The sequence below is a fragment of the Streptomyces sp. NPDC030991 genome (assembly GCF_055571235.1).
On the sequence record NZ_JBVIFR010000008.1, the window covers coordinates 301,777 to 317,846 of the forward strand.

General features: G+C 66.4%; 11 protein-coding genes. All 11 read right to left on the reverse strand.

What is annotated here, in order from left to right:
* Positions 1 to 117 precede the first annotated feature (117 nt).
* A complete protein-coding gene (fusA, locus tag ACZ45E_RS18120) occupies positions 118 to 2,244 on the reverse strand; it encodes an elongation factor G (RefSeq protein WP_468221852.1) in 2,127 nt (708 codons plus the stop codon).
* Between the two features lie 39 nt (positions 2,245 to 2,283).
* Positions 2,284 to 2,754: a 30S ribosomal protein S7 gene (gene rpsG, locus ACZ45E_RS18125; protein WP_119286186.1), complete on the reverse strand. Its 471-nt coding sequence runs from the start codon at positions 2,752 to 2,754 to the stop codon at positions 2,284 to 2,286.
* A gap of 2 nt (positions 2,755 to 2,756) precedes the next feature.
* A complete protein-coding gene (gene rpsL, locus ACZ45E_RS18130) occupies positions 2,757 to 3,128 on the reverse strand; it encodes a 30S ribosomal protein S12 (protein WP_003948652.1) in 372 nt (123 codons plus the stop codon).
* 283 nt (positions 3,129 to 3,411) lie between these two features.
* Entirely contained in the window at positions 3,412 to 3,888 is a 477-nt protein-coding gene (locus tag ACZ45E_RS18135; protein WP_468221952.1) for a DUF1707 and DUF4190 domain-containing protein, read from the reverse strand.
* A gap of 178 nt (positions 3,889 to 4,066) precedes the next feature.
* Positions 4,067 to 7,966, reverse strand: coding sequence for a DNA-directed RNA polymerase subunit beta' (locus ACZ45E_RS18140; RefSeq protein WP_468221854.1), 3,900 nt, complete (start codon positions 7,964 to 7,966; stop codon positions 4,067 to 4,069).
* Between the two features lie 97 nt (positions 7,967 to 8,063).
* Positions 8,064 to 11,549, reverse strand: a complete 3,486-nt coding sequence (rpoB, locus tag ACZ45E_RS18145) for a DNA-directed RNA polymerase subunit beta (RefSeq protein WP_468221855.1) — start codon at positions 11,547 to 11,549, stop codon at positions 8,064 to 8,066.
* Positions 11,550 to 12,133: 584 nt separating this feature from the next.
* Entirely contained in the window at positions 12,134 to 12,517 is a 384-nt protein-coding gene (gene rplL / locus ACZ45E_RS18150; RefSeq protein WP_398206654.1) for a 50S ribosomal protein L7/L12, read from the reverse strand.
* Between the two features lie 113 nt (positions 12,518 to 12,630).
* Positions 12,631 to 13,161: a 50S ribosomal protein L10 gene (rplJ, locus tag ACZ45E_RS18155; RefSeq protein WP_468221857.1), complete on the reverse strand. Its 531-nt coding sequence runs from the start codon at positions 13,159 to 13,161 to the stop codon at positions 12,631 to 12,633.
* A 263-nt stretch (positions 13,162 to 13,424) separates the two neighbouring features.
* A complete protein-coding gene (locus tag ACZ45E_RS18160) occupies positions 13,425 to 14,378 on the reverse strand; it encodes an SCO4651 family lipoprotein (protein ID WP_468221858.1) in 954 nt (317 codons plus the stop codon).
* A gap of 70 nt (positions 14,379 to 14,448) precedes the next feature.
* The gene (locus ACZ45E_RS18165) at positions 14,449 to 15,144 is read right to left on the reverse strand and encodes an SCO4651 family lipoprotein (protein ID WP_468221859.1); all 696 of its coding nucleotides are present in this window, start codon (positions 15,142 to 15,144) and stop codon (positions 14,449 to 14,451) included.
* 139 nt (positions 15,145 to 15,283) lie between these two features.
* The gene (rplA, locus tag ACZ45E_RS18170; protein ID WP_468221860.1) at positions 15,284 to 16,015 is read right to left on the reverse strand and encodes a 50S ribosomal protein L1; all 732 of its coding nucleotides are present in this window, start codon (positions 16,013 to 16,015) and stop codon (positions 15,284 to 15,286) included.
* Between the last annotated feature and the right edge of the window lie 55 nt (positions 16,016 to 16,070).

Genomic DNA, 16,070 nt, shown 5'->3' on the forward strand with positions numbered 1-16,070 from the left:
TCATCGGCGCCAGGTGATCTTTGCTGGAAAGCCCGGGCCCCGGGGCATTTCACGACGGTTGCCGGGAAATGCCCCGAGAGGCTCCGGAGTCAAGCCTAAAGCGTGAACTCGGGTGAGTTACTCGCCCTTGGCCTTCGCGATGATCTCCTCGGCGACGTTCCGCGGAACCTCGGCGTAGGAGTCGAACTGCATTGAGTAGCTTGCGCGACCCGACGTCTTGCTACGGAGGTCTCCGACATAGCCGAACATCTCCGAGAGGGGCACGAGGCCCTTCACGACGCGAGCGCCGCTGCGCTCCTCCATGGCCTGGATCTGGCCACGGCGGGAGTTGATGTCACCGATGACGTCACCCATGTAGTCCTCGGGCGTGGTGACCTCGACGGCCATCATCGGCTCGAGCAGTACGGGCTTCGCCTGACGCGCGGCCTCCTTGAAGGCCTGCGAACCGGCGATCTTGAAGGCCAGCTCCGAGGAGTCGACCTCGTGGTAGGCACCGTCGAGAAGCGTGACGCGGACGCCCGTCATCTCGTAGCCGGCCAGGATGCCGAACTGCATGGCCTCCTGAGCACCGGCGTCCACCGACGGGATGTACTCCCGCGGGATACGGCCACCGGTGACCTTGTTCACGAACTCGTACGAGGCCTCGCCGCCCTCGATGGGCTCGATCGCGATCTGCACCTTGGCGAACTGACCGGTACCACCGGTCTGCTTCTTGTGGGTGTAGTCCACGCGCTCGACGGCCCGACGGATCGTCTCGCGGTACGCGACCTGGGGCTTGCCGACGTTCGCCTCGACGCGGAATTCGCGCTTCATGCGGTCGACGAGCACCTCGAGGTGAAGCTCGCCCATACCACCGATGATGGTCTGGCCGGTCTCCTCGTCCGAGTGAACCTGGAAGGAGGGGTCCTCCTCCGAGAGACGCTGGATGGCGACACCCAGCTTCTCCTGGTCACCCTTGGACTTCGGCTCGATGGCGACCTGGATGACAGGCGCCGGGAAGTCCATGGACTCCAGGATGACCTGCTGCTTGTCGTCACAGAGCGTCTCGCCCGTGGTGGTCTGCTTCAGACCCATGACGGCGACGATGTCACCGGCGCCCACCGACTCGATCTCCTCACGCTTGTTCGCGTGCATACGGTAGATCTTGCCGATGCGCTCCTTCTTGCCCTTGACGGGGTTCAGCACCGCGGTGCCGGACTCCAGGCGGCCCGAGTAGACCCGGACGAAGGTGAGCTTGCCGAGGTGCGGGTCGCTCATGATCTTGAAGGCCAGAGCGGCCAGCGGCTCGTCGTCCGACGGCCTGCGCTTGACGACCAGCTCGGGGTCCTTCACGTCGTGGCCCTCGATGGCCTCGACGTCGAGCGGGGTCGGCAGGTAGCGCACGACGGCGTCGAGCAGGGGCTGAACGCCCTTGTTCTTGAACGCGGTGCCGCAGAACACGGGGGTGACGGTGGTGTCGCCGCCCTTGCCCGAGGCGATGGTGATGCGACGCACGGCGGCGTACAGCTGCTCCACGGTGGGCTCGGTGCCCTCCAGGAACAGCTCCATCATCTCCTCGTCGTTCTCCGCGACGGCCTCGAGCAGCTTGCCGCGGTACTCCTCGGCAGCCTCGACGTGCGTGGCGGGGATGTCGACGATGTCGTACGCCTCGCCCTTGGCGGCCTCGGCCGACCAGACGAACGCCTTCATCGTGACGAGGTCGACGACGCCCTGGAAGTCGGCCTCCGCACCGATGGGCAGCTGCATGACGAGCGGGGTCGCACCGAGGCGGTCGACGATCATGTCGACGCAGCGGTGGAACTCGGCACCCGTACGGTCCAGCTTGTTCACGAAGCAGATGCGCGGCACGCCGTAACGGTCGGCCTGACGCCACACCGTCTCGGACTGCGGCTCAACGCCGGCGACGCCGTCGAACACCGTCACAGCACCATCGAGGACACGCAGGGAGCGCTCCACCTCGACGGTGAAGTCGACGTGCCCCGGGGTGTCGATGATGTTGATCGTGTAGTCGTCGTTCTCGAGCGGCCAGTGACAGGTGGTCGCAGCGGAGGTGATGGTGATACCACGCTCCTGCTCCTGCTCCATCCAGTCCATCGTGGCAGCGCCGTCGTGGACCTCACCGATCTTGTACGAGACACCGGTGTAGAACAGGATCCGCTCGGTCGTCGTCGTCTTGCCCGCGTCGATGTGCGCCATGATCCCGATGTTGCGGACCTTGGCAAGGTCAAGTGAAGTGGTAGCCATAAGGCTTCAGTCTTCTCTCGGTCTCGATGTGGGTAGCGACTACCAGCGGTAGTGCGCGAAGGCCTTGTTGGACTCGGCCATCTTGTGCGTGTCCTCGCGCTTCTTGACGGCCGCGCCGAGGCCGTTCGAGGCGTCGAGCAGCTCGTTCGTCAGACGCTCGGTCATCGTCTTCTCGCGACGGGCACGCGAGTAGCCGACGAGCCAGCGGAGCGCGAGGGTGTTGGCGCGACCGGGCTTGACCTCGATCGGCACCTGGTAGGTGGCGCCACCGACACGGCGGGACTTGACCTCGAGGGTCGGCTTGATGTTCTCCAGCGCGCGCTTCAGCGTGATGACCGGGTCGTTGCCCGACTTCTCACGCAGACCCTCCATGGCGCCGTACACGATGCGCTCGGCGGTGGAGCGCTTACCGTTCAGCAGCACCTTGTTGATGAGGGAGGTCACCAGAGGAGAACCGTAGACCGGGTCGATGATGACCGGGCGCTTCGGGGCGGGGCCCTTACGAGGCATTCTTACTTCTCCTTCTTGGCGCCGTAGCGGCTGCGGGCCTGCTTGCGGTTCTTGACACCCTGGGTGTCGAGCGAACCGCGGATGATCTTGTAACGAACACCGGGCAGGTCCTTCACACGGCCGCCACGCACGAGCACGATGGAGTGCTCCTGCAGGTTGTGTCCCTCACCCGGAATGTAGGCCGTGACCTCGATGCCCGAGGTCAGACGCACACGCGCGACCTTACGGAGGGCCGAGTTCGGCTTCTTCGGGGTGGTCGTGAACACACGCGTGCAGACGCCACGGCGCTGGGGCGAACCCTCGAGCGCGGGCGTCTTGTTCTTCTCGACCTTGTCCTGCCGGCCCTTCCGGACCAGCTGCTGGATCGTAGGCACTACTTCTCCGGTTTCTGTGTGCCGAATAGTAAAGCTAACCTGGAACGCCCTCCGACCCACGCGGTCGGGTGTGTCGAATACTGCAGACCCCCGCGAAGAGCGGGAAGGCGGCAGATTGCGGTGACCTTGATCAATCAATGAGAATCAATCGATCGGGACTCGCCGTGCGGTTGAGGACACGCACACGAGCCCAGGCACACCCCAGGCACAAGGTCTGAGCGTACCTATCTCATACGCTGCGGTCAAAACAAATACCCCGCAGCCAGGACACGCCGGACGCAGCTCAGGCGCCCCCCGAGCTCGCGGCCACCATCACGAGGGTGAGGAACAACACCCAGCCGACGACCGAGAGCCACCCGAGAACGATCCCGGCCACGGCCATCCCGTCGCCCTGCTCCCCGCTCCGCCTGATCTCGCCGCGGGACATATGGCCCAGGATCACCGCGGGAATCCCGGTCAGCCCCGCCGAGAAGAAGGTGGAGACCCCGCACACCAGTGCCCCGATGGCCTTGCCATTGGTCGGGGCGGGGAGCGGCGGCGCCGGCAGGAACGTCCGCGGCACGGGGGCCGCCGGGAAGGACTGCTGCGGTACGGGCCCCTGCGGCAGATCCGCGACCAGCGCACTCAGCTCGCCCACGGTGCGCGCCTGGTAGGCCCGCTCGACCCGGTTCTCGTACTCCCCCTGCGGCATCCGCCCCTCGGCGAACCCGGCCCGCAGCACGTCCACCGCCCGCTCCCGGTCCGCGTGCGCGGCCAGCATCGACGGCTGGTGGCTGTGCTGCGGCGGCCAGGGCGCCGGCTGCCACGACGAATTCGACACGAGACCACTCCCCCGGGACCCGGACACTTTGTGCCCTCCATCATGCGTCAACGCGCCGCAGGGCGGCCACCCCGGAACGCTCCGGTGTGACCGCCCTGCGGTTCAAGCAGCTGCTCGCCTACTGGTTGTACGGACCGTAGTCGTAGTCCTCCAGCGGAACGGCCTGGCCGGAACCGGTGCCGAACGGCGAGTAGTCGATGTCGTCGTAGCCGACGGCCGAGTACATCGCGGCCTTGGCCTCCTCGGTGGGCTCCACCCGGATGTTGCGGTAGCGGGACAGACCCGTACCGGCCGGGATGAGCTTACCGATGATGACGTTCTCCTTGAGGCCGATGAGGCTGTCGGACTTGGCGTTGATCGCCGCGTCCGTCAGCACTCGGGTCGTCTCCTGGAAGGAGGCGGCCGACAGCCAGGATTCCGTCGCCAGCGAGGCCTTGGTGATACCCATCAGCTGCGGACGGCCAGAGGCGGGGTGACCGCCCTCGGTGACCACACGACGGTTCTCGGTCTCGAACTTCGAGCGCTCGACGAGCTCGCCCGGCAGCAGCTCCGCGTCGCCGGACTCGATGATCGTCACACGGCGCAGCATCTGCCGGATGATGATCTCGATGTGCTTGTCGTGGATCGACACACCCTGCGAGTTGTAGACCTTCTGGACCTCGCCGACCAGGTGGACCTGGACGGCACGCTGGCCCAGAATGCGCAGCACGTCGTGCGGGTTGGTGGCACCCACGGTGAGCTTCTGGCCCACCTCGACGCGGTCGCCCTCGCCCACCAGCAGACGAGCACGCTTCGAGATCGGGAACGGGATCTCGTCGCTGCCGTCGTCGGGGGTGACGACGAGCTTCTTGGTCTTCTCGGTCTCCTCGATGCGGACACGGCCCGCGGACTCGGAGATCGGGGCGACACCCTTCGGCGTACGAGCCTCGAAGAGCTCGACGACACGGGGCAGACCCTGGGTGATGTCGTCACCGGCCACACCACCGGTGTGGAAGGTACGCATCGTCAGCTGGGTACCGGGCTCACCGATGGACTGGGCGGCGATGATGCCGACCGCCTCACCGATGTCGACCAGCTTGCCGGTGGCCAGCGAACGGCCGTAGCAGAAGGCACAGGTACCGACGGCCGACTCACAGGTCAGGACCGAACGGGTCTTGACCTCCTCGACGCCGTGCAGGACCAGCTGGTCGATGAGCACGTCACCGAGGTCGACGTTGGCCGGCGCGATGACCTTGCCGTCCACGACGATGTCCTCGGCCAGCATGCGGGCGTAGACGCTCGTCTCGACGTCGTCCGTCTTGCGCAGGACGCCGTCGGCGCCACGCTCGGCGATCTTGAGGCGCAGACCGCGGTCGGTGCCGCAGTCCTCCTCGCGAATGATGACGTCCTGCGAGACGTCGACCAGACGACGGGTGAGGTAACCCGAGTCGGCGGTACGCAGAGCGGTGTCCGCCAGACCCTTACGAGCACCGTGGGTCGAGATGAAGTACTCGAGCACCGACAGGCCTTCACGGAAGGAGGCCTTGATGGGGCGCGGGATCGTCTCGTTCTTGGCGTTCGACACCAGACCACGCATACCGGCGATCTGACGCATCTGCATCATGTTTCCTCGGGCACCCGAGTCAACCATCATGAAGATGGGGTTGGTCTTCGGGAAGTTCGCGTTCATCGCCTCGGCAACCTCGTTGGTCGCCTTGGTCCAGATCGCGATGAGCTCCTGAGTGCGCTCTTCCTTCGTGATGAGACCGCGCTCGTACTGCTTCTGGACCTTCTCGTCCTGGGCCTCGTAACCCTTGACGATCTCGACCTTCGCGTCAGGGACGACGATGTCGGAGATGGCCACGGTGACGCCGGAACGGGTCGCCCAGTGGAAGCCGGCCGCCTTCAGGTTGTCGAGCGTCGCCGCCACGATGACCTTGGGGTAGCGCTCGGCCAGGTCGTTGACGATCTCGGAGAGCTGCTTCTTGCCCACCGAGTAGTCGACGAACGGGTAGTCCTCGGGCAGCAGCTCGTTGAAGAGCGCGCGGCCCAGGGACGTACGCAGCCGGAAGCTGTCGCCCGCCTGGTACTCGGGCTCGCCTTCCTCGGCGACCGGCGGGGTCCAGCCACGCGGCGGGATGGTGCCCACCGGGAAGCGGATGTCGACCTGCGACTGCAGCGCGAGATCACCGGCGTCGAACGCCATGATCGCCTCGGCCGTGGAACCGAACGAACGGCCCTCGCCCTTGGTGTCGCGCAGCTCGCCGTCGGTGGTGAGGAAGAACAGACCGAGGACCATGTCCTGGGTCGGCATCGTCACCGGACGGCCGTCGGCGGGCTTCAGGATGTTGTTGGAGGACAGCATCAGGATGCGGGCCTCGGCCTGCGCCTCCGCGGAGAGCGGCAGGTGCACGGCCATCTGGTCACCGTCGAAGTCCGCGTTGAACGCGGTGCAGACGAGCGGGTGGATCTGGATGGCCTTGCCCTCGACCAGCTGCGGCTCGAAGGCCTGGATGCCGAGGCGGTGCAGCGTCGGCGCACGGTTCAGCAGAACCGGGTGCTCGGCGATGACCTCTTCCAGGACGTCGTACACGACCGTGCGGCCGCGCTCGACCATGCGCTTCGCCGACTTGATGTTCTGCGCGTGGTTCAGGTCGACCAGGCGCTTCATCACGAACGGCTTGAAGAGCTCCAGCGCCATGGCCTTGGGCAGACCACACTGGTGCAGCTTCAGCTGCGGACCGACGACGATCACGGAACGCGCGGAGTAGTCCACGCGCTTACCGAGAAGGTTCTGACGGAAACGACCCTGCTTGCCCTTGAGCATGTCGCTCAGGGACTTCAGCGGGCGGTTACCGGGACCGGTCACCGGGCGACCACGACGACCGTTGTCGAAGAGGGCGTCCACGGCCTCCTGGAGCATGCGCTTCTCGTTGTTCACGATGATCTCGGGCGCGCCGAGGTCGAGAAGCCGCTTCAGGCGGTTGTTGCGGTTGATCACGCGGCGGTACAGGTCGTTCAGGTCGGAGGTCGCGAAGCGGCCACCGTCCAGCTGCACCATCGGACGCAGGTCCGGCGGGATGACCGGCACGCAGTCGAGCACCATGCCCTTGGGGCTGTTGCTGGTCTGCAGGAACGCGGAGACGACCTTGAGGCGCTTGAGCGCACGGGTCTTCTTCTGGCCCTTGCCGGTACGGATGATCTCGCGGAGGCGCTCGGCCTCCTCGTCGAGGTCGAAGGACTCCAGGCGCTTCTGCAGCGCCGCGGCACCCATCGAACCGTCGAAGTACGTGCCGAAGCGGTCACGCAGCTCGCGGTAGAGCAGCTCGTCGCCCTCGAGGTCCTGGACCTTGAGGTTCTTGAAGCGCGACCAGACCTCGTCCAGACGGTCGATCTCGCGCTGCGCACGGTCGCGCAGCTGCTTCATCTCGCGCTCGGCACCTTCGCGCACCTTGCGGCGCACATCGGCCTTGGCACCCTCGGCCTCGAGCTCGGCCAGGTCGGTCTCGAGCTTCTTGGCGCGGGCCTCCAGGTCGGAGTCGCGACGGTTCTCGACCTGCTGACGCTCGACCTGGACGTGCGCCTCGAGGGAGGGCAGGTCGCGGGTACGGCGCTCCTCGTCCACGTACGTGATCATGTACGCGGCGAAGTAGATGACCTTCTCGAGGTCCTTCGGGGCGAGGTCGAGCAGGTAGCCCAGACGCGACGGGACGCCCTTGAAGTACCAGATGTGCGTGACGGGAGCGGCGAGCTCGATGTGGCCCATCCGCTCACGGCGCACCTTGGCGCGGGTGACCTCGACGCCACAGCGCTCGCAGATGATGCCCTTGAAGCGGACACGCTTGTACTTGCCGCAGTAGCACTCCCAGTCCCGGGTGGGGCCGAAGATCTTCTCGCAGAAGAGCCCGTCCTTTTCCGGCTTGAGCGTGCGGTAGTTGATGGTCTCGGGCTTCTTGACCTCGCCGTGGCTCCACTGACGGATGTCGTCAGCGGTGGCCAGACCGATCCGGAGCTCATCGAAGAAGTTGACGTCGAGCACTATGCGTCAATCCCTCTCAGGGTTGTAAGTCTGTGGTCTGAAACGGGGGTCCCGGGGTCGGCCGGGGGCTCGTGAAAAGCCCCCGGCCGGACTCCCGTCAGACCTCTTCGACGCTGCTCGGCTCGCGCCGGGACAGGTCGATGCCGAGCTCCTCCGCTGCGCGGAAGACGTCCTCGTCGGTGTCGCGCATCTCGATGGACATGCCGTCCGAGGACAGCACCTCCACGTTGAGGCACAGAGACTGCATTTCCTTGATGAGCACCTTGAAGGACTCAGGAATGCCGGGCTCGGGGATGTTCTCGCCCTTGACGATGGCCTCGTAGACCTTCACGCGGCCGGTCACGTCGTCGGACTTGATCGTCAGCAGCTCCTGGAGGGCGTAAGCGGCGCCGTACGCCTCCAGCGCCCACACCTCCATCTCACCGAAGCGCTGGCCACCGAACTGGGCCTTACCACCCAGCGGCTGCTGGGTGATCATCGAGTACGGACCGGTCGACCGGGCGTGGAGCTTGTCGTCGACCAGGTGGTGGAGCTTGAGGATGTACATGTAGCCGACCGAGATCGGCTCCGGGAACGGCTCGCCGGAGCGGCCGTCGAACAGCGGCGCCTTACCGGTCGGGAGCACCATGCGCTCGCCGTCGCGGTTCGGGATCGTGTGGTTCAGCAGGCCGGCCAGCTCGTCCTCACGCGCACCGTCGAAGACGGGGGTGGCGACGTTCGTGCCGGGCTCGACCTTGTCGGCCTCGATGGCCTGGAGGCGCTGCGCCCAGTCGTCCGCGAGCCCTGAGACGTCCCAGCCGCGGCTGGCGAGCCAGCCGAGGTGGATCTCCAGGACCTGTCCCGGGTTCATTCGGGACGGGACACCCAGCGGGTTCAGGATGATGTCGACCGGCGTGCCGTCCTCAAGGAAGGGCATGTCCTCGATCGGAAGGATCTTGGAGATGACACCCTTGTTGCCGTGACGACCGGCGAGCTTGTCACCGTCCGTGATCTTGCGCTTCTGCGCCACGTAGACACGAACCAGCTGGTTCACGCCCGGCGGCAGCTCGTCGCCCTCTTCACGGTCGAAGACGCGGACGCCGATGACCTTGCCGATCTCACCGTGCGGCACCTTCAGCGAGGTGTCGCGCACCTCGCGCGCCTTCTCACCGAAGATCGCGCGGAGCAGGCGCTCCTCCGGCGTCAGCTCGGTCTCGCCCTTGGGCGTGACCTTGCCGACGAGGATGTCGCCGGCGACGACCTCGGCACCGATACGGATGATGCCGCGCTCGTCGAGGTCGGCGAGGACCTCCTCGGAGACGTTCGGGATGTCCCGGGTGATCTCCTCCGGGCCGAGCTTGGTGTCACGGGCGTCGACCTCGTGCTCCTCGATGTGGATCGAGGAGAGGACGTCGTCCTGCACGAGGCGCTGCGACAGGATGATCGCGTCCTCGTAGTTGTGACCCTCCCACGGCATGAACGCGACGAGCAGGTTCTTGCCGAGCGCCATCTCGCCGTTCTCGGTGGCGGGACCGTCGGCCAGGACCTGGCCCTCGATCACGCGGGCGCCCTCGTCCACGACAACCTTCTGGTTGACCGAGGTGCCCTGGTTCGAGCGGGAGAACTTGTGCAGGCGGTACGTGGTGTACGTGCCGTCGTCGTTGGCGGTGGTGATGTAGTCCGCGGAGACCTCCTGGACCACACCGTCCTTCTCCGCCTTGAGCACGTCACCGGCGTCGGTGGCGCAGCGGTACTCCATGCCGGTGCCGACGAGCGGCGCCTCGCTCTTGATGAGCGGGACGGCCTGACGCATCATGTTCGCGCCCATGAGGGCACGGTTGGCGTCGTCGTGCTCGAGGAACGGGATCATGGCGGTCGCGACCGACACCATCTGGCGCGGCGAGACGTCCATGTAGTCGACGTCGTCCCCGGGGACGTAGTCGACCTCTCCGCCACGACGGCGGACCAGGACGCGGGCCTCCTCGAAGCGGAACTCGTCGCTCAGCGGCGCGTTGGCCTGGGCGATGACGAACCGGTCCTCTTCGTCGGCGGTGAGGTAGTCCACCTCGTCGCCGACGACACCCGCGGTGACCTTGCGGTACGGCGTCTCGATGAAGCCGAACGCGTTGATCCGGCCGTACGAGGCGAGCGAACCGATCAGACCGATGTTCGGGCCTTCGGGCGTCTCGATCGGGCACATGCGGCCGTAGTGCGACGGGTGAACGTCACGGACCTCGAAGCCGGCCCGCTCACGGGAGAGACCACCCGGGCCCAGGGCGTTGAGACGACGCTTGTGCGTCAGGCCCGAGAGCGGGTTGTTCTGGTCCATGAACTGGGACAGCTGCGACGTACCGAAGAACTCCTTGATCGACGCCACGACCGGGCGAATGTTGATCAGGGTCTGCGGCGTGATCGCCTCGACGTCCTGGGTCGTCATGCGCTCACGCACGACGCGCTCCATACGGGCGAGACCCGTACGGACCTGGTTCTGGATGAGCTCGCCGACGTTACGGATACGGCGGTTGCCGAAGTGGTCGATGTCGTCGGTCTCGACGATGATCGAACGACCGGACTCGCCGACCGTCTCCACCTCACCGGCGTGCAGCTTCACCAGGTACTTGATCGTGGCGATGATGTCGTCGGTGGTGAGCACACCGGCGTCCAGCGGCTCGTCCGCGCCGAGCTTCTTGTTCACCTTGTAGCGGCCGACCTTCGCGAGGTCGTAGCGCTTCGGGTTGAAGTAGAGGTTCTCGAGCAGCGTCTGAGCGGCCTCGCGCGTGGGCGGCTCGCCCGGGCGGAGCTTGCGGTAGATGTCGAGCAGCGCGTCGTCCTGGCCCTGGGTGTGGTCCTTCTCCAGGGTGGCGCGCATGGACTCGTACTCGCCGAACTCCTCCAGGATCTGCTCGGTCGTCCAACCGAGAGCCTTGAGCAGGACGGTGACGGACTGCTTGCGCTTGCGGTCGATGCGCACACCGACCATGTCGCGCTTGTCGATCTCCATCTCCAGCCAGGCACCACGCGAGGGGATGACCTTGGCCGAGAAGATGTCCTTGTCGGACGTCTTGTCGATGGAGGAGTCGAAGTAGACACCCGGCGAACGGACCAGCTGCGACACCACGACACGCTCGGTGCCGTTGATGACGAAGGTGCCCTTGTTGGTCATGAGCGGGAAGTCGCCCATGAAGACCGTCTGGGACTTGATCTCGCCGGTCTCGTTGTTGGTGAACTCGGCGGTGACGAAGAGCGGGGCGGCGAACGTGAAGTCGCGCTCCTTGCACTCGTCGATCGAGTTCTTGGGAGGCTCGAAGCGGTGGTCGCGGAAGGTCAGAGACATCGACCCGGAGAAGTCCTCGATCGGGGAGATCTCCTCGAAGATCTCCTCCAGACCTGACTTGGTGGGGACGTTCTGTCCGCTTTCGAGAGCCGCCTCGACACGAGCCTTCCACGCGTCATTGCCGAGCAGCCAGTCGAAGCTTTCGGTCTGCAGCGCAAGAAGGTTCGGAACCTCGAGGGGCTCCTTGATCTTTGCAAAGGAGATGCGCAGCGGGGCGGTGCTGGCGCCGTTGTTCGTATTCGCGGTCGAGGCGTTGCGCGAGGCGGCCAAGAGGGGGTCCTTCCGAGGGCTCGGACTCACTACGCGCGTACCGGTCCCCGGCGAGGCAGAGGGACAGAGCCTCCCCCGGCTTGGCCGTAGGGCCAGGTCAGGGCTGATTCAGTCCACTGTGCTCAAGCGAGGGCATGCCCCTGGTGACGGGCAGGGAGCAGCTAACAGGCAGCGCAAAGGGACAGTGTAGCCAGAAGGCTCACTGATGTCCAGTGCGGGTTTCTTGACACCCTCGTTGTTCTCAACCGTTCACCGTTTGCGGCATGCCTTGTGCGCTGAGCGCACCTCTTTACTGCCCTCTTCGTCGCCGATCCATGCCTCGGATCCGGATCGATGTGACGACGCGTCCTGAGAATTGCGCGCTACGTGCGGTTCGTCAAGGCCCTCTCCTGGCCGAACAGGAGGGCCTGGGCACAACGAAGATCACCATACTCCGCGCGACCGACAGTGCAAGGCACCCTCGGGGCGCGAGCCAGTGAACGCCGAAGGGCGACCACCCAGTTGGGTGATCGCCCTTCGGCGCGTCGGCGTTACAGCCCCCGGAGAGGCTGTTTCACCGAGCGGGAGTCAGCAGACTCGCGAAGTCACTTGACCTCGACGGAGGCGCCGGCGGCCTTGAGGGACTCGGCAGCCTTCTCGGCGGCCTCCTTGGCGACCTTCTCGAGGACGGGCTTCGGGGTGCCGTCGACGAGGTCCTTGGCCTCCTTCAGGCCCAGCGAGGTCAGCTCACGCACGACCTTGATGACCTGGATCTTCTTCTCGCCGGCACCCGTGAGGATGACGTCGAACTCGTCCTGCTCCTCGGCGGCCTCGGCCGGGGCGCCCGGGCCCGCGGGGCCGGCGACGGCGACGGCCGCGGCGGCGGTGACGTCGAACTTCTCCTCGAAGGCCTTCACGAACTCGGAGAGCTCGATGAGGGTCATCTCCTCGAACTGGGCGAGCAGGTCTTCCTGGCTGAGCTTCGCCATGATGGGCGATCCTTCCACTAATTCGGCTGGTGCCGATGTACATGTGAGGCGGGCGTACGGACGGCCCGCTACGACCTTTCGCCTATGCGGCGAGGGTCATGACGCGAGCCGAGTTACTCGGCACCGCCCTGCTCGGCCTGCTTGGCACGAAGCGCCTCCGCGGTGCGGACGAACTTCGAGGGCAGCGCCTGGAAGAGCTGAGCAGTCTGCGTCTGCTTACCCTTGAAGGCACCGGCCAGCTTGCTGAGCAGAACCTCGCGGGACTCGAGGTCCGCGAGCTTCTTGATCTCGTCGGCGGACAGCGCCTTGCCGTCAAGGACACCGCCCTTGATGACGAGGTTGGGGTTGTCCTTGGCGAAGTCACGAAGACCCTTCGCCGACACCACCGGGTCACCGGTGACGAAGGCAACCGCCGTCGGACCCGTGAAAAGGTCGTCCAGCGTGTCGATCCCGGCCTCGTTGGCCGCGATCTTGGTCAGCGTGTTCTTCACCACGGCGTACTCGGAGTTCTCACCGAGGGAACGGCGCAGCTGCTTGAGCTGGGCCACGGTGAGACCCCGGTACTCGGTCAGCACGGCGGCGTTCGAGCTGCGGAACTTGTCCGTGAGCTCGGCTACCGCGGCAGCCTTGTCGGGCGTCGGCATAGAGCGTCGGCCTCCTTCCGGGTGATGAGGACCGCTCAAAAGGAGGCTGGGAAAACGAAACGCCCCGGCGCAGGCGCACGGGGCGTGAGCTCGACCGGATTCCATACGGAACCGGGAGCACTTCCACGGACACCTGCGCGGGTCGTCCGCAAATTCAGCGGATCCTTCGGCCACCGCACTCCCTGACGAGGGCACGGCAACGACCAGCGGTCTTTGGCTTCTGTGGAAGGTTACGTGAAGGGAGCGACGTCAGGCAAATCCGCTCAGACGCCGCTGTCCAGACCGGAATCGGTCGCGTCCGAGCCGGTGCCGGACCCGGCCGCCGCACCGATCTCCTTCAGCATCTCCATGAAGTCGAAGGTCTGGCCTGCGGGCGGCGTCTCGACCTTCACCGCGGACCCGTACTCCGAGTACTTCATCGACATGTCGACGGCGCCCTGGGAGCTGTCCATGGTGACGTCCATCCGGACCGGCAGGTCGTCCTCGTTGACCCACAGCTCGGTGTCGTAGTCCTTGATGCCGGCCTTCTTGACGTTCTTCAGCAGCTGGCTGCGCTCGGACGCGCTGAGGAGCCGCAGCGAGTCGTTCTTCGCCATCATCTCGTCGACCGTCAGCTTGCCCTTGTAGTGCTGGGTCCGCGCGCCGTCGACCTCGGCGGAGCCGACGTGCTTGAGGTTCGGCGAGTCGAGGAGCAGCGCGATCTGCTGCGCCGGGTCCTGGTTCATGCTGTCCAGGCTGCCGGTCATCTGGCGCGTGAGCTTCTCGTCGCCGGACTGCTTCGCCATGGCGCCCAGGTCCATCTTCATCCAGCGCTTGCCGTCCATCTCCTTGGCGGCGGCCGCGCCCATGTCCATGTACATCGCATTGTCCTGCCAGACCATGCGGACGTTCTTCGGGGCGTCCGGATCGGCGGCGGTGAGCGCGGAGCCGGTCATCGTCATATCCATGACGGTCGGGTCCCAGCCCATCGTGCCGGACATCTTCATGGTGCCGCCGCCACCGAGCGCGGCGGGCGTCTTCATGACCATCTCGACCTTGGCGGACTTGGCCTCGGCGGTCTTCTTGTACGCGGCCGTCAGCGCCTTCGTCATCTGCGAACGGGACTGGGGCGCCGGCTCCCCGGCCTTGTCCGATTCGCCTCCGCAGGCCACGGCCCCGGTACACAGCAGTGCGGTCGCGGCAGCAGCGCCGAGCACACGTCGTACGACAACAGTCATCTCAATCCCACCCCTAGGAACACCTGTACTGATCGCACGATAACCGACGGCCCCGACAACGGCCCGGGCATTACCCCTCGCTCGTCACGTCCTCGAAGTCGATGATGTCGTGCGCGGGCGGGCGCTCGGCGGTGGCGGACGCCCCGTAGTCGCGGTAGTGCACGGTGCTCGTGAAGTCGCCCGCGCGCTGGGTGCGTCGCACCAGAAGGTGGCGGGCGTCGATCCAGACGTCGATGCGCTGCCCGCCGGACGTGCCCCGGTAGTGGCCGGCGCGGGCGCCCCGCACGGTCTCCTCGCCCACCCTGCGCACGTCCTTCGCGGCGGCGAGCGCCTTCAGGCAGTCGCCCGGGGTGAGGTCGCTGCCGGGGTCGTACGGGTGGCGGATCCAGTGCCGGCCGCCCTGGCCCGCGGCGAAGACGTCGGACATCCGGGTGTAGTAGGCGTCCGGCAGAAAGCGCGTCTGGGACGGGTCGCCGCCCAGTCTGCGGGTGGACGCCGCCAGTTCACCGCCGGTGATCCGGACGGCGAGCGTGCCCTCGACGCCGTCGGACCAGCTGAGCGTGCCCGCGCTGGTCGAGGCGAGCCGGTCGCCGGTGTCCATCGTCGCCTCGACGCGCGCCGACCCCGCCGCGTCGACCCTCCGCTGGGCGGTGCGCAGCGCGTCGACGGCGCCCTGGTCCCTGGTCGGCTGTCCGCCACAGGCCGCGAGCAGCGCGCACGCCGCCGTCACGCCCAGGATCTGTCGTACGTACGCCACTGTCGCCATCCGCTCCCCCGGTCGGTCACGGCGACGCTAGCGCAGGGCCGAGCCCGTACGGAGCGGAAATGAGGAACGGGCCCCGCACCTGGGAAGGTGCGGGGCCCGTCGCCGACTTCAGGTGAGCTTGTGCAGCTCAACCGCCCGGTCAGACAGCTGCCGGGTCCTCCTCGGTGAGGAGGTTGCGGGTGCGGTTGGGGTCAACCGGAACGCCGGGGCCGATCGTGGTGCTGATCGCGGCCTTCTTGATGTAGCGACCCTTGGCGGCGGACGGCTTCAGACGGAGGATCTCCTCCAGGGCCGCGCCGTAGTTCTCCACCAGCTGGGTGTCGTCGAAGGACGCCTTGCCGATGATGAAGTGCAGGTTCGAGTGCTTGTCGACGCGGAACTCGATCTTGCCGCCCTTGATCTCGTTCACGGCCTTGACCACGTCCGGCGTCACGGTGCCGGTCTTCGGGTTCGGCATGAGACCACGGGGGCCGAGCACGCGGCCGAGGCGGCCGACCTTGCCCATGAGGTCCGGGGTGGCGACGACGGCGTCGAACTCGTTCAGGCGGTTGCCCTTGGCGATCTCCGCGATCAGTTCGTCGGAGCCGACGATGTCGGCGCCCGCGGCTTCCGCGGCCGCAGCACGGTCACCGGTCGCGAAGACCAGGACCCGGGCGGTCTTGCCGGTGCCGTGCGGGAGGTTCACGGTGCCACGGACCATCTGGTCGGCCTTGCGCGGGTCAACGCCCAGGCGGAAGGCGACCTCGACGGTGCCGTCGAACTTCGACGTGGAGGTCTCCTTGGCGAGACGAACGGCCTCGAGCGGGGCGTAGAGCTTGTCCGCGTCGATCTTGGCGTCCGCAGCGCGGAGAGTCTTGCTGCGCTTGCTCACTTACTGCTCCTGAGTTCTAGAGGAGTCGTGGTGCGGGCCGAGCAGGCCCTTCCAC

Bases quoted from the DNA above. Each gene is read 5' to 3' on its own strand.
- fusA (WP_468221852.1), bottom strand. From the start codon at position 2,244: ATGGCTACCACTTCACTTGACCTTGCCAAGGTCCGCAACATCGGGATC.
- rpsG (WP_119286186.1), bottom strand. From the start codon at position 2,754: ATGCCTCGTAAGGGCCCCGCCCCGAAGCGCCCGGTCATCATCGACCCG.
- ACZ45E_RS18135 (WP_468221952.1), bottom strand. From the start codon at position 3,888: ATGCTGGCCGCGCACGCGGACCGGGAGCGGGCGGTGGACGTGCTGCGG.
- rplL (WP_398206654.1), bottom strand. From the start codon at position 12,517: ATGGCGAAGCTCAGCCAGGAAGACCTGCTCGCCCAGTTCGAGGAGATG.
- rplJ (WP_468221857.1), bottom strand. From the start codon at position 13,161: ATGCCGACGCCCGACAAGGCTGCCGCGGTAGCCGAGCTCACGGACAAG.
- ACZ45E_RS18160 (WP_468221858.1), bottom strand. From the start codon at position 14,378: ATGACTGTTGTCGTACGACGTGTGCTCGGCGCTGCTGCCGCGACCGCA.
- ACZ45E_RS18165 (WP_468221859.1), bottom strand. From the start codon at position 15,144: ATGGCGACAGTGGCGTACGTACGACAGATCCTGGGCGTGACGGCGGCG.